General features: G+C 42.9%; 24 protein-coding genes. 1 reads left to right on the forward strand and 23 read right to left on the reverse strand.

The annotated features are described in order from the left end of the window. Positions 1-143: 143 nt before the first annotated feature. The 13 genes from ftsY to JVX94_RS06795 all read right to left on the reverse strand — a co-directional run bounded on the left by ftsY (position 144) and on the right by JVX94_RS06795 (position 15265). On the reverse strand, positions 144-1130 hold the full coding sequence (ftsY, locus tag JVX94_RS06735) for a signal recognition particle-docking protein FtsY (protein WP_205185026.1): 987 nt from the start codon (positions 1128-1130) through the stop codon (positions 144-146). Positions 1131-1151: 21 nt separating this feature from the next. Continuing rightward, positions 1152-4712, reverse strand: a complete 3561-nt coding sequence (smc, locus tag JVX94_RS06740; protein WP_205185028.1) for a chromosome segregation protein SMC — start codon at positions 4710-4712, stop codon at positions 1152-1154. Between the two features lie 105 nt (positions 4713-4817). Further along, positions 4818-5561 (reverse strand): ribonuclease III, encoded by a 744-nt coding sequence (gene rnc, locus JVX94_RS06745; protein ID WP_008344850.1) that lies wholly within the window; start codon positions 5559-5561, stop codon positions 4818-4820. A gap of 181 nt (positions 5562-5742) precedes the next feature. Next, the gene (gene acpP, locus JVX94_RS06750; RefSeq protein WP_008344853.1) at positions 5743-5976 is read right to left on the reverse strand and encodes an acyl carrier protein; all 234 of its coding nucleotides are present in this window, start codon (positions 5974-5976) and stop codon (positions 5743-5745) included. Positions 5977-6057: 81 nt separating this feature from the next. After that, the gene (gene fabG / locus JVX94_RS06755) at positions 6058-6801 is read right to left on the reverse strand and encodes a 3-oxoacyl-[acyl-carrier-protein] reductase (protein ID WP_048239680.1); all 744 of its coding nucleotides are present in this window, start codon (positions 6799-6801) and stop codon (positions 6058-6060) included. Then, the gene (gene fabD, locus JVX94_RS06760; protein WP_111290897.1) at positions 6801-7745 is read right to left on the reverse strand and encodes an ACP S-malonyltransferase; all 945 of its coding nucleotides are present in this window, start codon (positions 7743-7745) and stop codon (positions 6801-6803) included. Before fabD ends, fabG begins: the two co-directional genes overlap by 1 nt. 15 nt (positions 7746-7760) lie before the next feature. Further along, entirely contained in the window at positions 7761-8759 is a 999-nt protein-coding gene (gene plsX / locus JVX94_RS06765) for a phosphate acyltransferase PlsX (protein WP_034281756.1), read from the reverse strand. Between the two features lie 15 nt (positions 8760-8774). Further along, complete coding sequence (gene fapR / locus JVX94_RS06770) at positions 8775-9341, reverse strand: transcription factor FapR (RefSeq protein WP_024424199.1); 567 nt, start codon at positions 9339-9341, stop codon at positions 8775-8777. Between the two features lie 112 nt (positions 9342-9453). After that, positions 9454-11502 carry an ATP-dependent DNA helicase RecG gene (recG, locus tag JVX94_RS06775; RefSeq protein ID WP_205185030.1) on the reverse strand — a complete coding sequence of 683 codons (2049 nt, stop codon included), beginning with the start codon at positions 11500-11502 and terminating at the stop codon, positions 9454-9456. After that, positions 11480-12382 (reverse strand): L-serine ammonia-lyase, iron-sulfur-dependent, subunit alpha, encoded by a 903-nt coding sequence (gene sdaAA, locus JVX94_RS06780; RefSeq protein ID WP_095408686.1) that lies wholly within the window; start codon positions 12380-12382, stop codon positions 11480-11482. Before sdaAA ends, recG begins: the two co-directional genes overlap by 23 nt. Positions 12383-12402: 20 nt before the next feature. Beyond that, positions 12403-13065, reverse strand: coding sequence for an L-serine ammonia-lyase, iron-sulfur-dependent subunit beta (gene sdaAB, locus JVX94_RS06785; protein WP_047202147.1), 663 nt, complete (start codon positions 13063-13065; stop codon positions 12403-12405). A gap of 148 nt (positions 13066-13213) precedes the next feature. After that, a complete protein-coding gene (locus tag JVX94_RS06790) occupies positions 13214-14887 on the reverse strand; it encodes a DAK2 domain-containing protein (RefSeq protein ID WP_205185032.1) in 1674 nt (557 codons plus the stop codon). 15 nt (positions 14888-14902) lie between these two features. Then, positions 14903-15265 (reverse strand): Asp23/Gls24 family envelope stress response protein, encoded by a 363-nt coding sequence (locus JVX94_RS06795; RefSeq protein ID WP_048239670.1) that lies wholly within the window; start codon positions 15263-15265, stop codon positions 14903-14905. A 271-nt stretch (positions 15266-15536) separates the two neighbouring features. Between JVX94_RS06795 and rpmB the strand changes: the two genes are divergently transcribed. Beyond that, positions 15537-15725 carry a 50S ribosomal protein L28 gene (gene rpmB, locus JVX94_RS06800; protein ID WP_003212514.1) on the forward strand — a complete coding sequence of 63 codons (189 nt, stop codon included), beginning with the start codon at positions 15537-15539 and terminating at the stop codon, positions 15723-15725. Positions 15726-15794: 69 nt separating this feature from the next. Here rpmB and spoVM read toward each other — a convergent pair whose 3' ends face one another. The 10 genes from spoVM to def all read right to left on the reverse strand — a co-directional run bounded on the left by spoVM (position 15795) and on the right by def (position 24795). Continuing rightward, positions 15795-15875, reverse strand: coding sequence for a stage V sporulation protein SpoVM (gene spoVM, locus JVX94_RS06805; RefSeq protein ID WP_008354550.1), 81 nt, complete (start codon positions 15873-15875; stop codon positions 15795-15797). 71 nt (positions 15876-15946) lie between these two features. Next, positions 15947-16591 carry a thiamine diphosphokinase gene (locus JVX94_RS06810; RefSeq protein ID WP_205185033.1) on the reverse strand — a complete coding sequence of 215 codons (645 nt, stop codon included), beginning with the start codon at positions 16589-16591 and terminating at the stop codon, positions 15947-15949. A gap of 60 nt (positions 16592-16651) precedes the next feature. Beyond that, the gene (gene rpe, locus JVX94_RS06815) at positions 16652-17302 is read right to left on the reverse strand and encodes a ribulose-phosphate 3-epimerase (RefSeq protein ID WP_095408460.1); all 651 of its coding nucleotides are present in this window, start codon (positions 17300-17302) and stop codon (positions 16652-16654) included. A gap of 3 nt (positions 17303-17305) precedes the next feature. Next, positions 17306-18202 carry a ribosome small subunit-dependent GTPase A gene (rsgA, locus tag JVX94_RS06820; RefSeq protein WP_144485167.1) on the reverse strand — a complete coding sequence of 299 codons (897 nt, stop codon included), beginning with the start codon at positions 18200-18202 and terminating at the stop codon, positions 17306-17308. Between the two features lie 12 nt (positions 18203-18214). Then, entirely contained in the window at positions 18215-20170 is a 1956-nt protein-coding gene (gene pknB, locus JVX94_RS06825; protein WP_144485165.1) for a Stk1 family PASTA domain-containing Ser/Thr kinase, read from the reverse strand. Then, a complete protein-coding gene (locus tag JVX94_RS06830) occupies positions 20164-20934 on the reverse strand; it encodes a Stp1/IreP family PP2C-type Ser/Thr phosphatase (RefSeq protein ID WP_144470454.1) in 771 nt (256 codons plus the stop codon). The genes pknB and JVX94_RS06830 overlap by 7 nt, the downstream gene beginning before the upstream one ends. A gap of 3 nt (positions 20935-20937) precedes the next feature. Then, the gene (gene rlmN, locus JVX94_RS06835) at positions 20938-22020 is read right to left on the reverse strand and encodes a dual-specificity RNA methyltransferase RlmN (RefSeq protein ID WP_095408456.1); all 1083 of its coding nucleotides are present in this window, start codon (positions 22018-22020) and stop codon (positions 20938-20940) included. Positions 22021-22023: 3 nt separating this feature from the next. Continuing rightward, positions 22024-23367 carry a 16S rRNA (cytosine(967)-C(5))-methyltransferase RsmB gene (rsmB, locus tag JVX94_RS06840; RefSeq protein ID WP_205185035.1) on the reverse strand — a complete coding sequence of 448 codons (1344 nt, stop codon included), beginning with the start codon at positions 23365-23367 and terminating at the stop codon, positions 22024-22026. Then, positions 23354-24307: a methionyl-tRNA formyltransferase gene (fmt, locus tag JVX94_RS06845; RefSeq protein WP_095408454.1), complete on the reverse strand. Its 954-nt coding sequence runs from the start codon at positions 24305-24307 to the stop codon at positions 23354-23356. Before fmt ends, rsmB begins: the two co-directional genes overlap by 14 nt. A gap of 5 nt (positions 24308-24312) precedes the next feature. Next, positions 24313-24795 (reverse strand): peptide deformylase, encoded by a 483-nt coding sequence (def, locus tag JVX94_RS06850; RefSeq protein ID WP_095408453.1) that lies wholly within the window; start codon positions 24793-24795, stop codon positions 24313-24315. Positions 24796-24807: the final 12 nt, after the last annotated feature.

Below are 24807 nucleotides of genomic sequence, written 5' to 3' on the forward strand. Positions count from 1 at the left end.
GGGCTCTCTCCCCTTTGTTAAGTTCATTCCCTTTACATCAACTAAGTTTACACGGTTCTCTTCTATGTGTCAAGTTTTTATCTTGTCACTTCATGAAGCGGCGTATAAATAAAAATGCCAGCAGTTTTGCCGGCATTTTTTTGTTAGTCTTGTTGATCAATTACGTCTGAGAATAATCCATACACATACGATTCTGCATCAAACTCTTGCAGATCGTCCACCTTTTCACCTAAACCAACAAGCTTCACGGGAATGTTCAGCTCATTTCGAATCGCAAGAACGATCCCGCCTTTTGCAGTACCGTCAAGTTTTGTTAAAGCAATCCCTGTAACATTTGTCGCTTTAGAAAATTCCTTGGCTTGTGCCATCGCGTTTTGACCCGTTGTCGCATCAAGGGCGAGCAATACTTCATGAGGTGCATCTGGAATCTCGCGCTCAATGACTCTCTTAACTTTCTCCAGCTCTTTCATCAAGTTGACTTTGTTTTGAAGTCTTCCTGCTGTATCGCAGATGAGAACATCCGCATTTTTCGCTTTTGCTGATTGAACGGCATCATAGATCACCGCTGCTGGATCAGAGCCTGCTGTTTGTTTGACGACAGGAACACCTGCACGCTCTCCCCACACTTCAAGCTGCTCAATGGCACCGGCACGGAACGTATCACCTGCTGCTAAAATGACGGATTTCCCTTCATTTTTCAGCTTGTTTGCAAGCTTGCCGATCGTCGTTGTTTTCCCAACACCGTTGACGCCTACAAATAAAATGATATTCAAACGCCCATCTTCAATGTTCAGCGCAGAGATTTGTTCCTCTCCGCTATTGTAGATGTCAACCAGTTTTTCAGAAATTACCGCTTGTACTTCACTTGGGTCTTGAATGTTTCTTAATTTCACTTCTTTTTTCAGCTCATCAATCAGTTCCATCACAGTTGTGAAACCGACATCAGCGCCGATCAGAACCTCTTCCAGCTCTTCAAAAAAGTCTTCATCGACTTTGCGGTAGCGGGAAATCAGTTCATTTACTTTTCCTTGGAAGGAGTTTCTCGTTTTTTCGAGTCCATCTTTAAACTTTTCTGATACTGAATCGGTTTGCTGCGTAAATTTTTCTTTTAACTTCTTAAAAAAGCTCATTGGTTCAAAAACCTCCTTTAATTACTGGACAAGCTCTTTCGTTTCTTCTAGTTTGACAGATACAAGCTTAGAAACACCTGATTCCTGCATCGTCACGCCGTAGAGCACATCTGCTTCTTCCATTGTTCCTTTGCGGTGCGTAATGACAATGAATTGTGTTTCCTCACTGTATTTTTTTAAATATTGCGCAAAACGGAAAACATTTGCTTCATCAAGCGCCGCTTCTACCTCATCTAATACGCAGAATGGAACTGGTCTCACTTTTAAAATAGAGAATAATAAAGCGATCGCTGTTAAGGCTCTCTCTCCGCCTGAAAGCAGGCTTAAGTTTTGCAGTTTTTTCCCTGGCGGCTGCGCGACAATATCAACGCCTGAATTGAGTAAATCATTTGGGTCTGTCAGCTTCAGATCTGCTCTTCCGCCGCCAAATAATGCTTGGAAAACAGATTCAAAGTGCCCGCGGATTTGAGAGAATGTCTCAGAGAAACGCTTTGTCATCTCTTGATCCATTTCTTCGATGACTTGGAATAATGTATTTTTCGCTTCTGTCAGATCATTTCGCTGTTCTGTTAAGAAGAGATAGCGTTCATTCACACGTTCATACTCGTCAATGCTGCCTAAGTTCACTGTTCCAAGCTCTTCAATCGCTAGTTTGATCAGCTTCACTCGTTTTCTTGCTTCATCTGGCGATAACGTCAACTGATACATCTCTTTTGCTCCTTCAAACGAAAGGGCATATTCTTCGTTCAAATAAGCGATCAGGTTGTCGAGCTCGACTTCCATACGGCCAAGCTTAATCTCTTCATCTTTTAAGCCTGTGGTGAGCTGCTTATACAAACGCTTTTGTTCTTTAAGCTCACGTTCAGCGAATTCTAATGTTTCAGAAAGAGCGAGACGCTGCTTACGACGCTCTGAAATGAGTGCGGTTGTTTTGTTTTTGTTTTCGAGTTTTTCTTTCGCCGCTTCTTCCAGTTGTTCTGCACCGCTTGAACTAGATGACATTTCACTTGTTAAGAGTGACAGATCTTCTTTTGTTTCCATCAGCGTCTGTTCAGCCTCTTCTAATTCAGCCATTAAGTTCGAAAGCTTTTCTTGTTCATTCGCTAAGGACTGCTCTTTTTTGGCAAGCGAGATTTTCAGCTCAGTTAATTCAGCAGAAATGGTTTCCTTCGTTGAGCTTTGCGTCTGCTTACGCTTTGTTAATGTATTGATCTCTTGATCAAGAGCCGTCAGTTTCTCACCGATAGAGGCTTCTAGAGCAACCTGCTTTTTGTCCTTATCCGCGAGTTCAGTAGAACGCTGCTGCAATTCTTCTTTTTCTTGATCATAGAGTTCAAGATGAGCATTGATATTTTTTTCTGCGACTTGCAGTTCGTATAGCTTCCCTTTGAGTTCTTGCTGCTTTTCACGAAGTGTTTCGCCGCGCTGACGCAGTTCGTTTAATTGGTTTTCGTTAACTCCGATCAATTGCTTCGTTTCTTTTGTTTCTTTTTCAAGGATCGTTGTTTTCTCTTCCATTTCAACGAGCTGCTTTGTTAACGTTTCGATCTCCCGGTTTCTTGAAAGAAGAGAGTTGTTCTTTTTCTTTACGCCGCCACCAGTCATTGAACCGCCGGGGTTTACGACATCTCCATCAAGGGTCACGATGCGGTAACGATGTCCAAGCATTTTCGCCAGTTCATTGGCGCCTTTTAAGTCTCTAACGATCAGCACAGTTCCAAGCAAATTCTGAATCACCTTTTGATACTTTTCATCAAAGGAAACGAGGTGACTCGCGACGCCGATAAAGGCAGCGTGCTGCTCTGCTGTTTGAACATCTCTGAGCTGAATGGTTCTTTCTTTGATCACGTTCATTGGCAGGAAGGTTGCACGTCCAAAGGAGTGCTGCTTTAAGTATCCAATCGCTTGTCTCGCAGCTGCTTCATTTTCTGTGACGACATGCTGCGTGGCTGCACCTAGCGCAATTTCAATCGCAGTCTCATGCTGCTGATCCGTTTGAATCAGCTCTGCAATGGCACCGTGAATACCGCCTAACCGTTCTTTTGCCTTTAAGACTTCTTTGACTCCTTGGAAAAAGCCTGAGAAGTCTTCCTGCATGGATTCAAGCATCTCTTTTTTTGATTTTGCCTGCTGTACGTATTGATAGGCTTGATAAAGAGCCGTTTCTTTTTTCTCGTATTGACGTTTCATTTGCTCAAGCTTTTGTTCTGCTTCTCTAAAGCGTTTTACTTGAGCCAGAATGTCTTCTTCCAGTGCTGAAAGCTGCTGCTCAGCTTCTGTTTTCTTGTCTTTAACAGACACTCGTTCTTCGATATGTTTTTGGTTATTTTGCGTCAGCCGCTCTAGCTGCATCGCCGCTTGGCGCTGCTGTTCTTCTAATAATTTACGTTCATTTCGGATGGAAGCCTGTTCATTGAGCAAATCAAAATAATCGCTTTTCAGCTGTTCAATTTGACCTTCCACATCTTCGCTATGAAGCGACAGTTGATGCTGCTTTGTTTTCACTTCATCTTTTAGCTGCTGCACTTCTTTTTGCAGGCTGTCACGCGTGATTTTCTGCTGCTCAATCTTTTCGGTTAACAGCGCCTGCTTTTCAGTTAAGCGAACGAGCGTTTCTTCAAGCTGTCCTTGGTTGGCAGCCGCATTTTTCTTTCGCTCTTTTAGCACTTCTTTTTTTCCTTCAAGCTTTTCTAATTCCTCACTTGTGAAAAGAAGAACTTCTTGCAGGTCATTAATTGATTCGTCAAGCGCTTGAATGCGGTCTCTCGACTCTTCAATTTTGGCTTCTTTTGCTTGGATATCTGTAGACTGCTTCATTTCATCTTGTTTGAAGCGCTCGACTGCTTCACCAAGTGTTGTCCATTTTTCATGAAGTGCTTCGATGTCATGGACAGTTAAGGCAATTTCGACATTCTCAAGCTCTTCTTTTTTTTGCAAATAGTCTTTTGCAATGGACGCTTGCATTCTTAATGGTTCTACTTGATCTTCTAGTTCATGCAGAATATCTTCTACTCGGTTTAAGTTGTCCTGCGTTTCAAACAGTTTATTCTCGGCTTTTTTCTTTCTTGTTTTATATTTCAAAACGCCAGCCGCTTCTTCAAAGATGCTTCTTCTCTCTTCTGCCTTGCTTGATAGAATTTCCTCTACCTTTCCTTGGCTGATGATTGAAAAAGCTTCCTTTCCAAGACCTGAATCCATGAAAAGATCAATAATATCCTTTAAGCGGACAGATTGATTGTTTATGAGAAATTCACTTTCTCCTGAGCGATAGACCCTTCTTGTCACACTGACTTCGTGAAAATCGATCGGTAAAAAGTGATCTTCGTTATCTAACGTTAAAGTCACCTCTGCTAGATTGACTCTTTTTCTTGAGTCACTTCCTGCAAAAATGATATCTTCCATTTTTCCTCCGCGGAGGCTTTTCGCTGATTGTTCTCCAAGTACCCAGCGGATGGCATCAGTAATATTACTTTTGCCGCTTCCGTTTGGTCCAACAACAGCTGTGACCCCTTTAACAAAGTCCACGGTCACTCGCTGTGCAAATGATTTGAATCCTATCACGTCTAAACGTTTGAGGAACATGAGAGTGATCCTCCTTATGTATTTAAAGTACTATCATCTTACCATATGAAGTGAAAAAAGATGATGGAAAACAGAGTGAAATCCCCCTGAATAACGAGGGGGATTTTATTGGTTCATATGATGTTTCTGCAATTTAGCAAGTGCTTCCTGTGCAGCGTGCTGTTCTGCTTCTTTTTTAGAGCGTCCGTTTCCAATTCCGAGTACTTCACCTCGAAGGGATACATTTGCTTCAAATTCCCGGTTATGTGCAGGTCCTTTTTCATGCAGGATGCGGTATTCAAGCACACCTTTTCCATCGCGCTGTACAAATTCTTGCAGCTGGCTTTTAAAGTCCATGACGTGCGAGAATGCTCCATCGTTAATTTTCGGATAGACGTACGCTTCTAGGAAGCGTTCAACCGGCTCAAGCCCCTGATCTAAATAAAGTGCGCCGATAAACGCCTCGAATACGTCCGCTAAGAGTGCTGGACGTTTTCTGCCGCCTGTCATTTCTTCGCCTTTTCCTAAAAGAACAAGGTCTCCGAAGGACAGCTCATGTGCTAGTGATACAAGTGACGGTTCACATACGATCGCCGCTCTTAGTTTCGTTAAATCTCCCTCGCTCATCGCTGGATATTTCGCAAATAAGAATTGAGAGATGGTCAATTCTAAAACAGCATCTCCTAAAAATTCAAGTCTTTCATTATCCTCGTATGGCTTTTTCCGGTGTTCATTCACATAAGAGGAATGGGTAAAGGCTTGATATAGAAGCTTCTCATTTTTGAAGTGTACAGAAATGCGCTGCTGGAATTCTCTAAATTGCTCTAGTTTTTTGCTCTGTTTCTGTTTGTCTTTATATTGTTTTGGCATAGCAACCTCCAGGTAGGCGTAATCGCCTTTAAGGATACTGATTATATGGAGTCTCTCTTTCTACATGCAGGGAAACAGTGCTCCCAGCATCTGAAAAAGGCTGACAATTGATCAGCTGAATGTGTTGAAACTAACATAAATTTTCAAAGTCCCGTCAAAAGTAGACGGGACTTTGTTACACTTATTGCTGGTTATTTATGTAGTTCACAGCGTCACCGACTGTTGCAATTTTTTCAGCATCTTCGTCAGAAATTTCCATATCGAACTCATCTTCAAGTTCCATAACTAGCTCAACTACATCAAGGGAATCAGCGCCTAAATCTTCTTTAAATGAAGCTTCCATTTTCACGTCAGCCTCATCAACGCCAAGGCGGTCTACAATAATTTTTGATACACGCTCTAATACGTCTGCCATTGCCTTTCACCTCCCCTCAAAGTATTATAGTTGAATTGTTTTTAAAAAACTAGAGAAAACCTAATGAAATTTTGATATTTCTTAGGACATAACCATTCCGCCATCTACTTGGATGGTTTGGCCTGTAATATAACCTGCTCCTTCTGAAGCTAAAAAGACAACGACGTTGCTAATATCTTCAGGTGCACCAAAGCGTGCGAGCGGAATTTGCTTGAGCATTTCGGTCTGTACATTTTCATCAAGCTTGTCTGTCATATCTGTTGAAATAAAGCCTGGCGCTACTGCATTAACTGTAATATGACGAGTTGCCAGCTCTTTTGCTGTTGTTTTCGTTAATCCGATGACGCCAGCTTTTGCTGCCACATAGTTTGCTTGCCCAGGGTTACCACACACACCAACGACTGAAGCCAAATTGATGATTCTTCCGTTTCGCTGCTTCATCATTTGACGTGTCACGGCTTTTGTACAGTTAAAGACACCTTTTAAGTTTATGTTAATAACATCATCCCATTCATTCTCTTTCATTCTCATGAGCAGGTTGTCCTTTGTGATTCCTGCATTATTCACAAGAATGTCAATTGAACCAAAGGTATCAATCGCTTGTTTCATCATGGCTTGTACTTCTTCAGCATTTGAGACATCAGCTTTCACAGCAAATGCCTGCTGGCCGAGTGCTTTGATTTCATCGACGACTTCATTTGCTTTTGCTTCGTTTCCAGAATAGTTCACGACAACATTTGCACCACTTTTCGCTAAATCAATCGCGATGGAACGGCCAATCCCGCGTGATGCTCCTGTTACAACGGCTGTTTTATTTGTAAGCATCAAGAATCCCCCTTCAATGTTTGGATGGCTGCTTCAATTGTTTCTTGATCTGAAACAGAAATCGTCGTCAAGCGGCGATTCACTTTTTTCACAAGACCTGAAAGCACTTTGCCAGGACCAATTTCAATAAATGTTGTCACACCTAAATCAATGAGGCGCTCCACACTTTCTTCAAAACGAACTGGAGAATACAGTTGTTCAATGAGCTTAGTCTCAATTTCATCACGAGATGTCACGATGTCTGCTGTTACATTTGAGATGACCGGTGTTTTCGCATCTGCAATGTCCAGCTTTGACAGAACATCTGTAAATTTTTCAGCGGCTGGTTTCATTAAGGCAGAATGGAAAGGTCCACTCACTTCAAGAGCAATTGCACGTTTTGCGCCTTTTTCTTTTGCTTTCTCTGAAGCAAGTTCTACCCCTTTTGCTGTACCAGAGATCACGATTTGACCAGGACAGTTTAAGTTAGCGAGTTCTACAAGATGACCGCTTTCTGTCACTTCTTTTGTCACTTCTACAAGTGCCGCTTTGTCTAAGCCGAGAATCGCTGCCATTGCGCCTTCTCCTGCTGGAACAGCTTCATTCATTAACTCTCCGCGCTTTCTGACTGCATAAACAGCATCTTTAAACGAAAGTGCGCCTGCTGCAACGAGGGCCGTGTATTCACCAAGACTGTGTCCTGCTGCATAATCTGCTTTGATTCCGCTCTCTTCAAATTTCTTTAAGATGGCGATACTTGTCGTTAAAAGAGCTGGCTGCGCGTTATAAGTGAGCGTCAGTTCTTCTGCATCCCCTTCAAAAATCATAGAAGATAAGTCAAACCCGAGGGTATTGTCTGCTTCTTCAAAAACAGCTTTAGATACTGCTTCTTGATCAAATAAATCTTTTCCCATGCCAATTTTTTGAGAGCCTTGGCCAGGGAATAAAAATGCAATTTTAGTCATGCTGATTTACCTCCATTAAGACTCATTCGTCGTTTCTTTTTGGACTTCTTGATGAATGATGGCTGAAACGTCTTTTTCTACAATATCACGTGCCTGACGAATTGCATGGAAAATGGCATTTTCATCAGAGGAGCCGTGTGCTTTAATGACAGGAGCCTTTAAACCAAATAAAGCGGCACCGCCATATTCTGAGTAATCCATTTTAGATTTCATCTGCATTAATTTCGGCTTCATCATGCCTGCTGCTATTTTTGCAGTAAAACTGGATGTTAATGTTTCTTTCAGCATTTTAAAGACAGAAAGGGCTGTGCCTTCAATTGTTTTAAGCGCAATATTCCCTGTGAAACCATCTGTGACAACAACATCAGCAACACCTTCTAATAAGTCACGGGACTCTACATTTCCTACGAAATTCAAGTCTGATGCTTTTAATAATTCGAAGGTTTTTTTCGTTAAATCGTTGCCTTTTTTATCTTCTGTCCCTACATTTAACAGTCCAACACGCGGATTGCTCTTTGGGAAGACACGCTCCGCGTAGATTGATCCCATCATGGCATATTGCACGAGGTGTTCTGGTTTAGCATCAACGTTGGCACCAACATCTAGTAATAAGAAGCCGCTGCCATCCAGTGTTGGCAAAGTAGGGGCAAGTGCCGGTCTGTCAATACCGTCAATTCTGCCTACGATAAACAGCCCCGCTGTCATGAGGGCTCCAGTATTTCCTGCTGAGATGCAGGCATCTGCTCGTCCCTCGGATACTTCCTGCGCCATTTTCACCATAGATGAATCCTTTTTACGTCTAACTGCACGCACTGGTTCATCCGTCGGTTCGATGACTTCTTTTGCATCTAAAATCGTGATGCGATCGTTGTTTGTTATGTATGGTTTGATTTTGTTTTCATCGCCGACAAGTGTAATCTCGATATCTGAAAATGCTGTTAAGCTTTTTTGCACACCGTCAATAATGGCTTTAGGGGCATGATCTCCCCCCATTGCATCGACTGCAATTCTCATATTACGTGCCACCTTTTACTTTTGTTTTGAGCGATACATGACGAAGTCACCTGAGAAGACAACTTCCTCACCAACATAGCTGTTTACTTCAACTACGGTTCTTCCTTTTTCTTTATCATGTGAGGCTACTTTGGCTTTAGAGACGACTCTTTCGCCTTGTTTCACCTGCCTTGTAAACCTGATATTCGCTTTTGCTGTCAAAGCCAGTTCATCGTCAATGACGGCAACTGCCAGCGAATTTGCCTGGGCGAAGAGATGATGTCCCCTGGCAATTTGGTTTCGGCTGAATACATGCTCTTTTCTCACTTCTAAAATGGAAATGGCTTGATCATCAAGCTCTACATCAATCATTTCTCCAATCACTTCATCCAGTGGAAGTGACTTTACTTCATCCTCTAATGTCTTTTCGGCCACATGCTTAATTCTTTCGCGTAATTCAGGGATCGACAGCTCTAAACGATCAAGACGAACCGTTTGTATGCTGACACCGAATTTACTTGCCAATTCTTCATCAGTAATGAATGGAGTCGAGCTGATCGTTTGCTGGAGAAGCTTTTGACGTTCTTTTTTATTTAGTTTCATATGCAGACACCATCCGTACATTTATGACTAGGTACTAATAGTAGTATATAATCTCATAGATGATAAATCAATCCTTGTTTCAAAAAGACAAGAAAATTCCTCCAGCGTTTGATCAGCTTAATTTATCTCCGCCCAACACACCGCTGTCTACCAGCGTTTGCCGAAGTTCTTTGTATTCGGGATCAGTCCAAAAGGCGTCAGATTGGACAAGTTCTGCCGCATCTTTTCTAGCCGTTTCCAGTGCTCTATAGTCATGAACCATATCTGCTACCTTAAATTCAGGCATCCCGCTTTGTTTTTTACCGAAGAAGTCGCCGGGTCCTCTTAGTTCTAGGTCCTTTTCAGACAGCTCAAAGCCATCAGTTGTTTCGGACATGATCCGCATCCGCTCTTTCCCCGTTTCGGATTTTGGATCAGCCATTAAAATACAAAATGATTGATGCTCTCCTCGCCCGACCCGGCCTCTTAGCTGATGAAGCTGAGACAGTCCGAAACGGTCTGCATCATAAATGACCATGATAGTTGCATTCGGTACGTTGACCCCGACTTCAACAACTGTGGTTGAAACGAGAATTTGTACTTCATTTGCGGTAAAGGCTCTCATGACCTGATCCTTTTCATCACTCGCCAGCTTCCCATGCATTAAGCCGATCGACCACTTGCCGCGGTATGCCTCAGTGAGCATGCTATGGACATCAAGCGCATTTTGAACATCAAGCTTGTCTGATTCTTCAATGAGCGGACAAATGATATATGCCTGTCTTCCTTTTCTCAGCTCTTTATCCACAAAAGCAAGAATTCTTTCAAGCATGTCATGCTTCACCCAATACGTTTCGATTTGTTTTCTGCCGGCTGGCAATTCATCAATGACAGAGACGTCCATTTCTCCAAAGACAGTGATTGCAAGTGTTCGTGGAATAGGTGTAGCGGTCATAAACAAGACATCTGGGTCCTGCCCTTTACTTCGCAGTTTTTTCCGCTGCTCTACGCCAAACCGGTGCTGCTCATCTGTGATGACAAGACCGAGCTGCTGAAATTCGACTTCGTCTTGTATGAGTGCGTGCGTGCCGACTAATATGTCAATCTCGCCTTCTTTTAAACGTTCAAGCAATTCTTTGCGTCGCTTTCCTTTCACAGAGCTCGTCAAAAGGGCGATATTCAGCCCCCATTTTTCAAACAGCTGGTAAAGTGAATCGGCATGCTGTTCTGCCAAAATTTCTGTTGGGACCATTAATGCACCTTGAAAACCTGATAAATGAGCGGCATAAAGCGCAATGGCTGCAACAGCTGTTTTCCCTGAACCTACATCTCCTTGAAGCAGCCGGTTCATTCGATATGGAGACGCCATGTCCGACATGATTTCATCAAGTACTCTTGATTGTGCCTTTGTCAGCGGAAATGGCAGGCTGTTAACAAACTCAAAAACTGCCTCTTTGGAAAACGGATGCTGGATGCCTGATGTTTTTTCTCGTTCTTTCTTTCTAATCGCCTGCATCTTCAGTTGAAAGACGAGAAATTCCTCGTACACAAAACGGCGTCTTGCTTGCTTGAGCGAGTCTCTTGTTTCTGGGAGATGAATGGTTTTTAATGCTTCCTGATAGGACATAAGTTTATAGGCAGAGACAAGCTGCGTTGGCAATGGATCTTCAGCTTTGTCTACATAAAGTGACAAGGCTTGTTTTACAAAACGCCTCATCATCTTTACAGTTACATTTTCTTTTACTGAATAAACGGGCTCAATACTGCCATCTTGCTCGTGCGTCCCTTTTTTGAATTCCTGCACCATGATAGATTGACGGTTTTTATCCCATTTTCCTGTAACGGAAACCGTATCACCTAACACAAGGCTTCGTTTTAAATACGGGCGATTGAAACAAATCGCTGTAATGAGAAAACGCCCGACAAGCAGCCTGAATGTCAGCCTGCTTCGTTTTTTTCCATAGTAGGTGAGAACGGGCTCACTATGTACTTTCCCTTCAACTGTAACACGTTCGTCATGCTTGACTTCTTCTAAGTTACGAAGCTCATAGTCGTCATATCGATAAGGAAAGTAGCCGAGTAAATCGGCTACTGTGTAGATTCCAAGTTCATTGAGTGTTTTTTCGGTTTCCTCTCCAATCCCCTTGAGGACAGAGATATTATCTTGCAGTTTCTGTATCACGAGATGAGGTCACACCTCCGAAAATCTTCTTTTCAAGCTCTCTTGCTGTCGGTGTCGCAGCGAGTCCGCCTTGTGCTGTTTCGCGAAGAGCCGTTGGCATCGTTTGACCGATTTTGTACATCGCATCAATGACTTCATCACATGGAATGCGGCTTGTGATGCCGGCCAGAGCCATGTCTGCTGCAATCATGGCGTTTGATGCACCCATTGCATTTCGTTTCACGCAAGGTACCTCGACAAGTCCCGCTACTGGATCACAAACTAGTCCAAGCATATTTTTCAGTGTAATCGCCATCGCTTCTGCAGATTGCTGCGGTGTCCCGCCTGCCATTTCGACAATAGCTGCTGCCGCCATACCTGATGCAGAACCTACCTCTGCCTGACAGCCGCCTGCTGCACCGGAAATGCTGGCGTTATTCGCCACAACAAAACCAAATGCGCCAGAAGTAAATAGGAATCTGACCATTTGTTCCTTTGTTGGCTTTAATGTTTCTTTTACTGCAAATAACGTACCTGGTACAACACCTGCTGAGCCTGCTGTAGGCGTGGCACAAATGGTTCCCATTGCAGCATTGACTTCATTTGTTGCAACTGCTTTACTGACAGCATCTAATATCGTATGACCAGACAGCGTTTTGCCTGATGCGATATAGGCTTGAAGTTTGACTGCATCTCCGCCTGTTAAGCCTGATAATGATTTCACACCCTTCAGCCCGTTTTCAACGGCCTGCTCCATCACTTCAAGGTTGCGGTACATCTGAGAGAAAATATCTTCACGTGACTTCCCTGTCACTTCCATTTCTTGCACAATCATAATTTCTGAAATGGAGGTATTTCGTTCTTCTGTTAGCTGCACGAGTTCTTTGACGTTTTTAAACATCATTCATAACCTCCTTGTTGTTACTCTGCAATTTGTGTGACTTGAATAATGTTTGGCAGCGTTTCAAGCTCTGATAGGACAGCTGGGTCAATATTTTGATCCACTTCAATGGTCATCAGTGCCTCTTGCCCGACATCTTTACGCGCCACTTCCATATGACCGATGTTGATGGCGAATTTCGCTAGGACATTAGCAACTGCCGCAATTGTCCCGTAGCGATCGTTATGAACCACAAGAATGGCTGGATGATTCCCTGAAAGCCTGAGCTCAAAACCATTTAATTCTGTGATTTCAATTTTACCTCCGCCGATGGAAATCCCGATTAATTCAAGGCTTCCGTTCGCATCTGAAATCTCTACTTTTGCTGTATTCGGATGTGCCGGTACTGCCTCTTCTTCTTTAAATTCAATATCGATCGCTTTGCTTTTTGCAATATCGATCGCTGTTTTGATTCGTTCATCAAATGTATCAAAGTCAAGAACACCGCCGATAATGGCGACATCTGTACCGTGTCCTTTATACGTATCTTTAAAGGAACCATAAAATGAAACGACAATTCGTTTCGGTTCTCTTCCAAATAAGCTGCGAGCTACTCTCCCGATACGAGCCGCACCCGCTGTGTGCGAACTTGATGGACCAATCATGACGGGTCCAATAATATCAAACACACTTCTAAATTTCATAGGTCTTCCCCTCTCATAACCACTCGCGTATGGTTTGGTTCTTTCTTTAGACTAATGGATTCAATCGTTTCCCGCAACTCATTTCACCGTTGAAAGGCTAGTAAAAAATTGCAAAAGAAGAAGAAGGGCTTTATTTGCCCTTCTTTCGTTATTCAACCGCCAAAATATATGAATAAAGCGGCTGTTTTCCATCGTGGACTTCAACTTCTACATCTTCAAATGTTTCTTCAATAAAGGCTTGCAGTGCATCCAGCTCATCAGATGATGCATCTTCCCCTTTAATGATGGTGACAATCTCATCATCTTCTGTCACCATTTTGGTAAGAAGTTCTTTTGCTGCATCTAATTGATTTTTCGCTGTTAAGGTGATTTTCCCGTTGAACAGACCCATATAGTCACCTTTCGCAATGTCGATTCCATCGATTTGAGTATCTCTCACTGCAAAGGTGATTTGTCCGCTTTTCACATGGTCAATCGCTTCTAGCATCGCTCTTTCATTGTCTTCATTTGAAGCTGCTTCATTGAGAGAAAGAAGAGCCGACATTCCTTGGGGAACGGTCTTCGTCGGAATGACAACGACCTCACGACTTGAGACAGTTGCCGCCTGTTTAGCTGCCATGACAATATTAGAATTATTAGGTAATATAAAGACGGTTTCGGCATGTACGCTTTCTATTGCTGTGACAATGTCTTCTGTGCTCGGATTCATCGTCTGCCCGCCTTCAATGACGACAGAAGCTCCAATACTTTTGAACAAGTCAGCAATTCCTTCTCCCATTGCGACACTGACGACGCCAAAGCGCTGTTTTTCATCAGCAGGTGCTTTTGGTGCAGCAGGTGCGTGCTCTCTTTCTTCGTTCACGATTGAGCTATGCTGCTCTCTCATGTTTTCAATTTTCATATTAATTAAGCTGCCGTAGCGCTGTGCATAGGATAAGACATCTCCTGGCTGCTCTGCATGAATATGAACTTTCGCCAGTGTATCGTCAGACACCACAAGAAGTGAATCTCCGAATTCACTTAAGTCTTCTCTGAAGGCATTCTCATCAAAGGACTGTTTGTCATCTTCAAATTTCACCATAAATTCAGTACAGTAGCCAAATTCGATATCTTCTGTGTTCATATGGCTTTGCGCACTTTTATGATGCTCAGCACTAACGAGTTCTTTTAGCGTAGGTAAAGAAGCCGATTTAGGAGGAAGCTCTTCTCCTCTTAATGAAGCAAGGAAACCTTCATATACACATAGAAGTCCTTTACCTCCACTATCGACAACACCCACTTCTTTTAAGACAGGAAGCAGATCTGGCGTTCGATCAAGTGATGCTCTTGCTTCCTCAATCGTTAACTCAAGTACGCGGTCAATTTGATCTTCTGCTGCTGAAACAGCAACCGCTTTCTTTGCTGCATCCTTTGCAACTGTTAAGATCGTTCCTTCAATCGGTTTCATCACGGCTTTATATGCTGTATCAACACCCGCCTGTAAGGCAAGAGCAAATTCTTTTGCATCAATCGTTTCTTTTTGTTCAATATGTTTACTGAAACCTCTGAAGAGCTGTGACAGGATCACGCCTGAGTTTCCTCTTGCGCCCATCAATAACCCTTTTGACAGGGCCACGCCGACCTTCCCAATATGATCGGTGTTTGTTTCTTCAACTGCTTTGGCCCCTGAAGTCATCGACAAATTCATATTTGTCCCCGTGTCTCCGTCTGGCACTGGAAAAACATTTAACGCATCAACAATTTGTGCGTTTTGAGAAAGATGGTGAGCACCTGCAAGAATCATTTTTGCAAATGAGCGGCCATCAAGATTTCTAATAGACAATATATTTCCTCCTTACTACGGGTTCGTAACTTTTACTCCTTGTACATAGATGTTGACCGAGTCAACAGAAAGTCCAATTGTGTGAGAAATCGTGTATTTGACTTTCGTTTGAACATTATGTGCGACTTCTGATATTTTTGTACCGTAGCTGACGATGATGTACATATCAATATGAATTCGGTCTTCTTTTTGACGCACAAGAACACCCCGGCTGAAGTTCTCTTTGCGGAGAATATCCGTCAAGCCGTCCTTAATTTGATTTTTGGACGCCATGCCAACAATACCATAGCAATCGATCGCAGCGCCTCCTGCCACCATTGCAATGACTTCATTTGATATATCAATTTGTCCGTATTTCGTTCTAAGTTCAATGGACACATTGGTTCCCCCTTTTTGAGAAATTGCCCTGAGTTATCACTATTTTACTATAAGACCCTTCTTTTTAAAAGAAATCATTCAATCCGACCCAATCCTACTTATACTATAGCCTTGATTTTTTATCAAGATGTCAAGGTATTTTTCTTGAAAGAGGAGTAAACAATCCTTGCAAACCCCTTGAAGCTGTGGTAAATTATTAAAGTATCTTGAGGCATCTCTAAGTACGTATATGAAGAATATGATGATGTTTTCGCAGTTAGGAGGGAAACAAATGGCACGTAAATGCGTTATTACAGGCAGAAAAACAAAAGCTGGGAACAACCGTTCTCACGCAATGAACTCTACAAAACGTACATGGGGCGCGAACCTTCAAAAAGTTCGTATTCTAGTGGACGGTAAGCCTAAAAGAGTATATGTATCAGCTCGAGCTTTGAAATCTGGTAAAGTTGAGCGTGTATAAGCAAGAGTAAACGCCTGCTACAATAAACTGTAGCAGGCGTTTTTATGTGGAAATAAAGGAGATTACTCATTAATCTTTTTTAAATGAACCAAGCATCGCACGGACAATGCCGCCAAGAAATCTAGGCAGTTTGATTGTATAAAATTTCATTTTGTCCCCCTCCTAAAAGTACCGCTTGCAGCACAATTGAGCTTAATCAGCCATCCACATTGATAGGTTGGTCAATCTTTGCTTCTTACCATTATTAATATGCCTTCATGAAAAGAAAAAGTACCATTTGAGTGGATGAGTTCGTTACTAATACATAGTGTGGAACCAGGCTCAATATGACAATTTTTCAGAGGATATTTGAAACCTTTTAATGTCAGCTTTTCAACCGATGTACCAAAGGGCAGAAACGACACATATTTTTTATCCGGGTCTTCTTTTATTTCGTATGTACCAGGTCCAAACATTTGAATGATATTTTGCTTATCTACAAGAGTGATGTTCTGCTTGTGCTGAACACCTTTATATAGAAGGTGAATATTTCCTAGAAAGTGATCAGCCCTTCCTCCTGTAATGCCGTAGATGTAAATATGCGCTGGGTGCTGACGCATGGCCCAGTTCAGCGCAAGCTCTAAATCAGTTTCATCCTTTTCAGCCTGAAATACATTCAGGGCAGGCAATTTCTTTTTCAGTTCGCGAAGCTCTTCTTCTGTCACACTGTCAAAATCACCAAAAGCCTTAGCAGGCATGATGCCGTGCTCTAATAAAAAGAGCGTTCCCCGGTCTACACCAACCCAGAGAATATCACCCTGTAATGCTTCATGTTCAAGGGGCGGAATGTATTCAAAAGGACCGCCGGCTACGATATGTATGTGCATGATATACGCTCCTCTCCATGTAAAAAGAACCAAAGATCAGAGTGACTTTGGTTCCTTTTTTTACGCTTCTCGAATGGCCAGAATGGCTGCTGCGCGGTTGTCTTTACCATATACCGCTGAGCCGGCCACAAGTAAGTTAGCGCCCGCCTCTTTACAGCTCTTTGCAGTCTCTACATTGACACCGCCGTCTATTTCTATGAGTAAGTCTGATAAGCCCTTTTGTTCACTAAGTGTCTTCACTTCTTTTACCTTCGTGAGGACAGATGGAATAAACGCCTGTCCGCCAAAACCGGGATTCACCGTCATGAATAAGACAAGGTCTACATCCTCTAATACATGCTCAATCTGAGAAACAGGTGTGTGCGGGTTCAAGACGACGCCTGCTTTTACACCTTGTTCTTTTATGTGCTGTATCGTTCTGTGCAAGTGCGGACAAGCTTCTACATGGACAGAAATAATGTCAGCACCTGCTTTTGCGAATGCAGGAATATACCGGTCTGGCTGCTCAATCATTAAGTGAACATCGAGCGGCAGCTTTGTATGCGGTCTGATCGCTTCCACAACATTCGGCCCAAATGTGATATTCGGTACAAAATGGCCGTCCATCACATCGATATGAATGTAATCCGCTCCGCCTTGTTCCACATCACGGATATCTTTCTCCAAATTGGCGAAATCTGCTGATAAAATGGAAGGGGCAATATAAACCATGATTTAGTACCTCGGCTTTCTGTCTTTGATTTCAGTTAAAAACTCTAAATAATGCTGATAACGATACTCTCTGATTTGCTCTTGTTCGACCGCACCTTTTACTGCACAGCCAGGCTCTTTCACATGCAGGCAGCCTCTAAACTTACAATCAGCACTCCGCTCTTTGATTTCTAAAAAGTAAAGACCTAAATCTTCCGCTTCGATGCCGGTAAATTCGAGTGAGCTAAAGCCAGGTGTATCTGCAATGAGCCCTTCTGCTGTACGAATGAGTTCAACATGTCTTGTCGTATGTTTCCCTCTTCCAAGATGGGAGGAGATATCATTGGTTTTCAGCGCTAAATCAGGACTCATCGCATTTAAAAGAGAGGATTTTCCTACACCAGACTGACCGGCAAATACAGTGATTTTATTGTGAAAATGCGGGGTCAGCTTTTCTATTCCGTCTCCCTCAATCGTGGATGTTAAATGAACATCATACCCAATTCGCCGGTAGTCCTCTGCATAGCCTTGAATACTTTCACGCTCTTGATCTGTTTTCAATAAGTCTATTTTTGTGATACAGATAATTGGCTCAATATGATTGGCTTCCACAAGCACTAGAAATCTGTCTAAAAGCGATGTGCTAAAGGTTGGTTCTGTCGCTGAGAAAACGAGTACCGCTTGATCGACGTTACTAATAGGCGGACGAACAAGTTCGTTTGTCCGCTCTTTTACTTCTAATAAGTAGCCTTCTTTATCGTTGTCCGCTTGATATACGACATAATCTCCAACAAGAGGTGTGATTTTGTTTTTTCGAAAAATGCCTCTCGCTCTGCACTGAATCACTTTTCCACTTTCTAGAGACTCATCGAGCACATAATAAAATCCGCTTAATGCTTTAATAATTTTGCCCTCAGGCATAAAGTCCCTCCTTTATTCATCGTCAGGGTATTCGATCGTTTTAGAGCTTACGACCTTATCATCAACTGTCACTTGATAGTATCCTTTTTGACCTGGTTCAATCTTAAATTTAATGGTTCGTTCAGTTGGTGCAGTGATTTTAAAGGTTTCATATGAATCAGAAATGCTATGCTCAGCATCGTCAATAGAAATCTGAACGGTCATCTCTTGCCCTTCTGTTACTGGTTCATACGGGATGGCAATCTTCTCAGTCACCGTTTTAGCCGGTTTTTCCTTCGGTCCAAGTGAGAAGGTGATCTTAACCGTATCACCTGGTTTAACAGCAGTACCAGCTCCTGGTTCCTGCTTCATCACCTCACCTTTTGGTACATCGTCAGAATACGCTTCTTTTTCATCAAGCTTTAATCCGTTATCCTCTAAATAATTCGATGCAGCCTGTTTACTATATGTCGTTAAATCCCGCAAAGTAATATCGGCAGGACCTATGCTGACCGTCAACGTCACTTCTTCATCTGCTGCCACAAGCTCAGTACTCGCTGAAGGTTTCTGTTCCATGACAATTCCAGATTCGGTGTCATTATCATTTACTTCCTCCACAACAACTTGCTTAAACCCTTTTTTCTCTAATATTTCTTTTGCTTTATCGACCTTTTCACCTGTTACATCAGGTAATTCGGTCTTTTCCTTGCCCGAACTTTGGTAAAGCTGAATCTCGGTTCCTTCTTTTACCTTTGTGCCGATTTTCGGGTCTGTTTTGACGACAAGCCCTTTTTCAATTTTTTCATCAGCGATCTCTATTGGTTCAGAGGCGACAGTAAAGCCGGCTTTCTTCAAGGTGTCCTCTGCTTTTTCAATCGTCATGCCAGATACATCAGTGACCTCAACATCTTTTGGAAAGAGCAGTCCCGGAAACACAGTGATGGCTAAAATGGTCGCAGCAGTCAGAATAAACAGAATGGATGCCACAACCCAAGGCCATTTTTTTCGTTTCTTTTTCGGTTTTTGTTTCTCTTTTTTCTTCGGTTTTTGGACCGGATGGACGGCTGTTTTTTCATTGTCTTGATCGACTTGATGATCTTGAATGATTGGGATCGCTTTCGTTGCTTCATGATCCTCTTCAATGACAAAGCGTTTTTCTTTTAGTCTTGAAGGGTCGAAAGCAGTTTGCAGATCTTTTTGCATTTCAGATGCATCTTCATATCGATAAAATGGATCTTTGGCCATCGCCTTTAAAATGATGTTTTCCACGCTTTGTGGAACAGAAGGATTCCACCTTCTTACAGATGGCGGCTCTGATTGCAAATGCTTCAGCGCAACACTGACAGCTGATTCTCCTTCAAATGGCATGCGTCCAGAAATGAGTTCGTAGAGCACAATTCCAAGTGAATAGATGTCTGACTTTTTCGTCGCAAGACCTCCGCGTGCTTGTTCTGGAGACAAATAATGCACGGATCCTAGGACAGAATTTGTGTGGGTGATGGTCGCTGAGCTGAGTGCTATAGCAATCCCAAAATCAGTGACTTTAATATTCCCCATGTTGTCTATTAATATATTGTGAGGCTTAATGTCCCGGTGGACGAGCTGTTTCGCATGGGCTTCTTCCATCGCCGCAACGACTTGCTCCATAATGCGAACGGCTTCTTTCGGATGAAGCGGGCCATTGGCGTGTATGTATTCTTTCAGCGTCATCCCCTCGACATACTCCATGACAATATAATAAATGTCATCTTCTTCCCCTACATCGTAGATGCTGACAATATTTGAATGATCTAAGCTTGCGGCTGATTGCGCCTCGCGCCGGAAACGTCTAATAAAATCATCATCGCTTGCAAAGTCAAAGCGCAAAATTTTAATCGCAACTTCGCGATCTAAAATCATATCCTCCGCCAAATAAACGTTTGCCATTCCGCCTCCGCCTATGACGCGAAGAATCTGATAACGGCCGCTGATCCGTTTTCCGATCAACACTTGCTGTCACCCTCCTCTGGTTGGGAGGAGATTTCTAACAATACTGCTGTAATGTTATCTTCACCGCCGTTGTCATTCGCTGTTTGGATTAACGCTGTTACTTTTTCATCTGGTGCGGTCGTTTGCGTTAAAATATGAATCAAATTCTCTTCTTCTACTTTATTTGATAAACCATCTGAGCAGAGCAGGATTTGATCTCCTGGGTCCACTTCAAAGGTATGTGCATCAATTTGAACGTGTTTATCTGTTCCTAATGCTTTCGTAAGCACATTTTTTCTTGGATGATATTCTGCATCCTCTTTAGAAATTTCACCTGTTTTCACAAGCTCATTTACAAGTGAATGGTCATCTGTTAGCTGGGTCAGTGCTCCTTCTCTTAGCAAGTAGCAGCGGCTGTCTCCAATATGGGCAATTGTGACCGTTTGCAAATGAACGAGCGCACAAACAATGGTTGTCCCCATTCCTTGGCACTCCTCATTGTTTTTCGCATGTTCATATACTTGATCATTAATGTCACTAATTTTTGAGATTAACCAGCTTTCTTGCTCTGCTGGTTTTGCTGGAATTGAAGATGTTTCTTCCCAGTATTCTTTTAAAGAAGAGACGGCCATCCTGCTGGCGACATCACCAGCAAGATGACCTCCCATTCCATCTGCTACAACAGCTAGAAGGGTGTCTTCTTTTGCTTCAAAAATACCTGCATCATCTTCATTATGCTGACGGACTTTTCCTGTATCTGTTAGAAAGGCTGCCCTTATCAACATTCGTCACCTCGTCTCTTCCTGACGCTCCTTCGCTCTTAGCTGACCGCAAGCAGCATCAATGTCATGGCCTTGCTCTCGTCTAATCGTTACGTTTACGCCGCGTTCTTTCAGCGTTTTTTCAAATAGGAAGATTTGTTCTCTCGGTGTTCTTACATAATCCCTTTCCGGTACATAGTTCACCGGAATGAGGTTCACGTGGCACTTGATTCCTTTTAATAAGTCTGCAAGCTCTTCTGCATGATGCACTTGATCATTTACTCCGCCAAACAGGCCGTATTCAAAGCTGACACGTCTTCCTGTTTTTTGAATGTAGTATTCAATGGCTTCCATTAATTTTGGAAGCTTATATGCCTTATTGATCGGCATCAGACGGCTTCTGATCTCTGTGTTTGGTGCATGCAGGGAGACAGCAAAATTGATTTGCAGTTGCTCATCAGCGAATTGATAGATCTTTGGAATGATTCCGCTTGTCGACACTGTAATATGACGCGCGCCAATATTTAAGCCGTTGTCATGGTTGATGATTTTAAGGAAAGCAAGCATTTCGTCAAAGTTATCAAACGGTTCACCGATTCCCATGATGACAACCGAACTGACTCTCTCATCTGTTTCGTCAAGTGCCTGCTGCACTTTCAATACTTGAGCAACGATTTCTCCTGCTTCAAGGTTTCGTTTTAACCCGCCAAGTGTAGATGCACAGAATGTACAGCCAATTCGGCAGCCAACCTGAGTTGTGACACAGACAGAGTTGCCGTATTCGTGACGCATCAGCACTGTTTCAATCGTATATCCATCATGTAATTCAAATAAAAACTTGATCGTTCCGTCTTGAGACGTTTGTTTGATCACGGTTTTTAATGTGGTGATCGCAAATTGATCTTTTAATTTCTCTCTTAAATCCTTTGAAAGGTTAGACATATCGTCAAAAGATGTTACACGTTTCTCATAAAGCCACTCGAAAATTTGAGCTGCGCGGAAAGGCTTTTCGCCTTGTTCTTTTAACCATTCTTTCATTTCGTGAAGCTCAAATGAGTAGATCGACGGCATTTCTGTCTTCAGTTCTTTTCTTACTTTTTGTTCTGTCATTTTTTATCCCTTCTTTCTCATGCTGCAAATAAAGAAACCATCTGTTCCGAAATAATGAGGAAGAATTTGTACACTTCCGTTTTGAACAAACGGAGCAACCTGGTCAGGCAGCCGTTCATTAAGAGATAGATCGGGTTCGAAGTCTTGGTGTTCTTGTAAAAACGCATGAATCACTTGTTGATTTTCTGTTGGGTCCATTGTACACGTACTGTATACAAGGGTTCCGCCCGGTTTTAAAAGCGGGGCCGCTTCCTTCAAAATGGCCTGCTGGATAGCTGCAAGCCTTGCTGAGTCTTCTTGTGACTTTGTATATTTCATATCTGGTTTTCGTCTAATGACGCCAAAACCGGAACACGGCGCATCAATGAGAATTCGGTCAAACGAAGCTTCGCTGTAATAATCTGCCGCTTTCCTTGCATCAAGTGCTTTTGCCTCAATGTGAGTAAGGTTCAGACGTTTTGCTGCTTGTTTGATGAGTTTCACTTTGTGTTCATGTAAATCAAGTGAAACAATTTTGCCCTCATCATTCATACGTTCTGCAATATGTGTTGATTTTCCGCCAGGAGCCGCACAGGCGTCAAGCACCGTTTCTCCCGGCCGAGGGTCGAGCGCTCTTGCGACAAGCATGGAGCTTTCATCTTGTATCGTAACATAGCCTTCTTGAAAAGATGGAGTTGAGACGATAGACCCTTTCATCAGCTTGAGTGCATCTTGAGATAAGTCGCCAAGCTCCGTTTCGATGCCTGCATCCATTAGTTTTTGCTGCAGTGCCGTACGGTCAGTTTTCATTCGATTGACGCGAAGGGTTTGCTTTGGCGGTACTAAATGAATGCGGCACATGCTTTCTGCCGCTTCAAATCCGTACGCCTGAACCCATTCCTGCACAAGCCATAATGGGTGGCTTGTCTCAATGGAAAGCCGTTTTACGGGATCCTTGATCGCATCAAATGCCGGAACACCTTCTCTTTGCACAGAACGAAGAACACCGTTTACAAGTGAAGAAATCCCTTTGTGCCCGCGTTTTTTCGTCAGCTCGACAGCTTCATGAATCGCTGCACGATCTGGGATTTTTTCAAGGTACACCATTTGATAAAGGGACATCCGTAAAAGCTGCATCACCCACGGAGCAACCTTTTGCGGTTTTTTCACAAAGGGCGCCAGCATATAATCCAATGCCAGCTTATTTTGCAGTGTACCATACACAAGCTCTGTTAACAGCGGTTTGTCCTGATCAGCTAAGTCTTTATCTTTCATGACTGACTGCAAAAGCAAATTACTGTAAGCTTGGTTTTGTTCGAGTTTGATTAAAGCGTCCAGCGCTACTTCTCTTACATTACTTTTCTTCATTCATTAACCCTAATTTCTGTCCAATTTCGATATTTGCGCCTCTTAAGAAGTCTTCGCCGCTCATTTTTTTCTTACCAGCTGGCTGCACACCGGTTAATAAAAGGCCTTGCTCATTCCCCGTTCCAATGACCGGACCTTCTTTTTGAAGCTCAATCACTTTCCCAGGTTCTTCTTGCGCTTGAAGCGGAACCTTTTTTGCTTCCCATACTTTTAGATGAGCGCCGTTCCATTCAGTATAGGCAACTGGCCAAGGATTTAGCCCGCGAACTTGGTTGTAAAGCTCTTCGCCGGTTTTTGTCCAGTCTAATCTTTCTTGCTCCCGCTTAATATTTGGTGCGTATGTGGCCGCTTCTTCATTTTGCGGAATCGGAGAAATAGAACCGCTCAGAACATTTGGCACCGTATCTTTTAGCAGCGCGGCACCAGCTGCACTTAATTTGTCATGCAATGTTCCGACATTGTCTAATTCATCGATTTCTACTTCTACTTTACTGATCATGTCACCTGCATCAAGTCTTTCTACCATGTACATGATGGTAACGCCTGTTTTCTTTTTGCCTTGAAGGATCGCATAATGGATCGGCGCGCCGCCTCTTAGTTCTGGCAGCAGCGAGGCATGAACATTGATACAGCCAAACTTAGGTTCATCGAGTAACCGTTTAGGTAGAATTTGTCCAAATGCCGCTGTGACAATTAAATCCGGCTGTAATGCAAGCACCTTATCAATTTCCTCATCAAGGCGTACCTTTTCAGGCTGCAACACAGGAATGCCGTGCTTTAAGGCTTCCACTTTCACAGGAGGCGGTGTGAGCACTCGTTTTCTTCCTTTCGGGCGGTCTGGCTGCGTGACAACCCCTACCACTTCGTATCCTTCTGTTATCAGTGTTTGCAGCACAGGTACTGAGAAATCAGGGGTTCCCATAAATACGATACGTGCCATTTTCTTCACCCTTCCATTTCCGCAAGTTCTTTTTCTGTATACGTTTCAATGATTTTTGACGTAAATAAAATGCCGTCTAAATGATCAATTTCGTGCAATAAAGCTCTTGCTAAAAATCCGTCTGCTTCTATTGTAAATGGTTTGCCTTTCTTATCAAAGGCTTTTACCTTCACATAGTTCGGTCTATCTACAGTGCCGTATAAAGATGGAAAGCTCAGGCAGCCTTCAATATCTGTCTGGCTTCCTTCTACTTCAAGCACCTCGGGGTTCACTAAATCAATTCTGCCAGATTCTTCTCCGATATCTACAACAGCAATTCTTTTTGAAATACCGATTTGTGGTGCTGCTAGACCAACTCCATCCAGCTCAAGCATTGTATCATACATATCATCCAGCAGTTTTTTAAGCTTTTTATCGAACGTATCGACACGCTCTGTCTTTTGTTCGAGCACTTCTGCCGGATGTATGACTATTGGTTTTACTGCCACTTATAGCCCTCC

Origin of the sequence: Bacillus sp. PDNC022, assembly GCF_016919285.1 — a bacterium.
Classification (GTDB): Bacteria; Bacillota; Bacilli; order Bacillales; family Bacillaceae; genus Bacillus; species Bacillus safensis.

Coding starts and splice junctions, on each gene's coding strand:
- JVX94_RS06830 (WP_144470454.1), bottom strand. CDS start 20,934: ATGTTGATAAGGGCAGCCTTTCTAACAGATACAGGAAAAGTCCGTCAG.
- fabD (WP_111290897.1), bottom strand. CDS start 7,745: ATGACTAAAATTGCATTTTTATTCCCTGGCCAAGGCTCTCAAAAAATT.
- rsgA (WP_144485167.1), bottom strand. CDS start 18,202: ATGCCTGAGGGCAAAATTATTAAAGCATTAAGCGGATTTTATTATGTG.
- plsX (WP_034281756.1), bottom strand. CDS start 8,759: ATGAGAATTGCAGTCGATGCAATGGGGGGAGATCATGCCCCTAAAGCC.
- smc (WP_205185028.1), bottom strand. CDS start 4,712: ATGTTCCTCAAACGTTTAGACGTGATAGGATTCAAATCATTTGCACAG.
- ftsY (WP_205185026.1), bottom strand. CDS start 1,130: ATGAGCTTTTTTAAGAAGTTAAAAGAAAAATTTACGCAGCAAACCGAT.
- rnc (WP_008344850.1), bottom strand. CDS start 5,561: ATGCCAAAACAATATAAAGACAAACAGAAACAGAGCAAAAAACTAGAG.
- JVX94_RS06810 (WP_205185033.1), bottom strand. CDS start 16,591: ATGCACATACATATCGTAGCCGGCGGTCCTTTTGAATACATTCCGCCC.
- rpe (WP_095408460.1), bottom strand. CDS start 17,302: ATGGTTTATATTGCCCCTTCCATTTTATCAGCAGATTTCGCCAATTTG.
- fapR (WP_024424199.1), bottom strand. CDS start 9,341: ATGAAACTAAATAAAAAAGAACGTCAAAAGCTTCTCCAGCAAACGATC.
- fmt (WP_095408454.1), bottom strand. CDS start 24,307: ATGGCACGTATCGTATTTATGGGAACCCCTGATTTCTCAGTACCTGTG.
- fabG (WP_048239680.1), bottom strand. CDS start 6,801: ATGCTTACAAATAAAACAGCCGTTGTAACAGGAGCATCACGCGGGATT.
- sdaAA (WP_095408686.1), bottom strand. CDS start 12,382: ATGTTTAAAAACGTCAAAGAACTCGTGCAGCTAACAGAAGAACGAAAT.
- sdaAB (WP_047202147.1), bottom strand. CDS start 13,065: ATGAAATTTAGAAGTGTGTTTGATATTATTGGACCCGTCATGATTGGT.
- spoVM (WP_008354550.1), bottom strand. CDS start 15,875: ATGAAATTTTATACAATCAAACTGCCTAGATTTCTTGGCGGCATTGTC.
- rlmN (WP_095408456.1), bottom strand. CDS start 22,020: ATGACAGAACAAAAAGTAAGAAAAGAACTGAAGACAGAAATGCCGTCG.
- acpP (WP_008344853.1), bottom strand. CDS start 5,976: ATGGCAGACGTATTAGAGCGTGTATCAAAAATTATTGTAGACCGCCTT.
- rsmB (WP_205185035.1), bottom strand. CDS start 23,367: ATGAAGAAAAGTAATGTAAGAGAAGTAGCGCTGGACGCTTTAATCAAA.
- rpmB (WP_003212514.1), top strand. CDS start 15,537: ATGGCACGTAAATGCGTTATTACAGGCAGAAAAACAAAAGCTGGGAAC.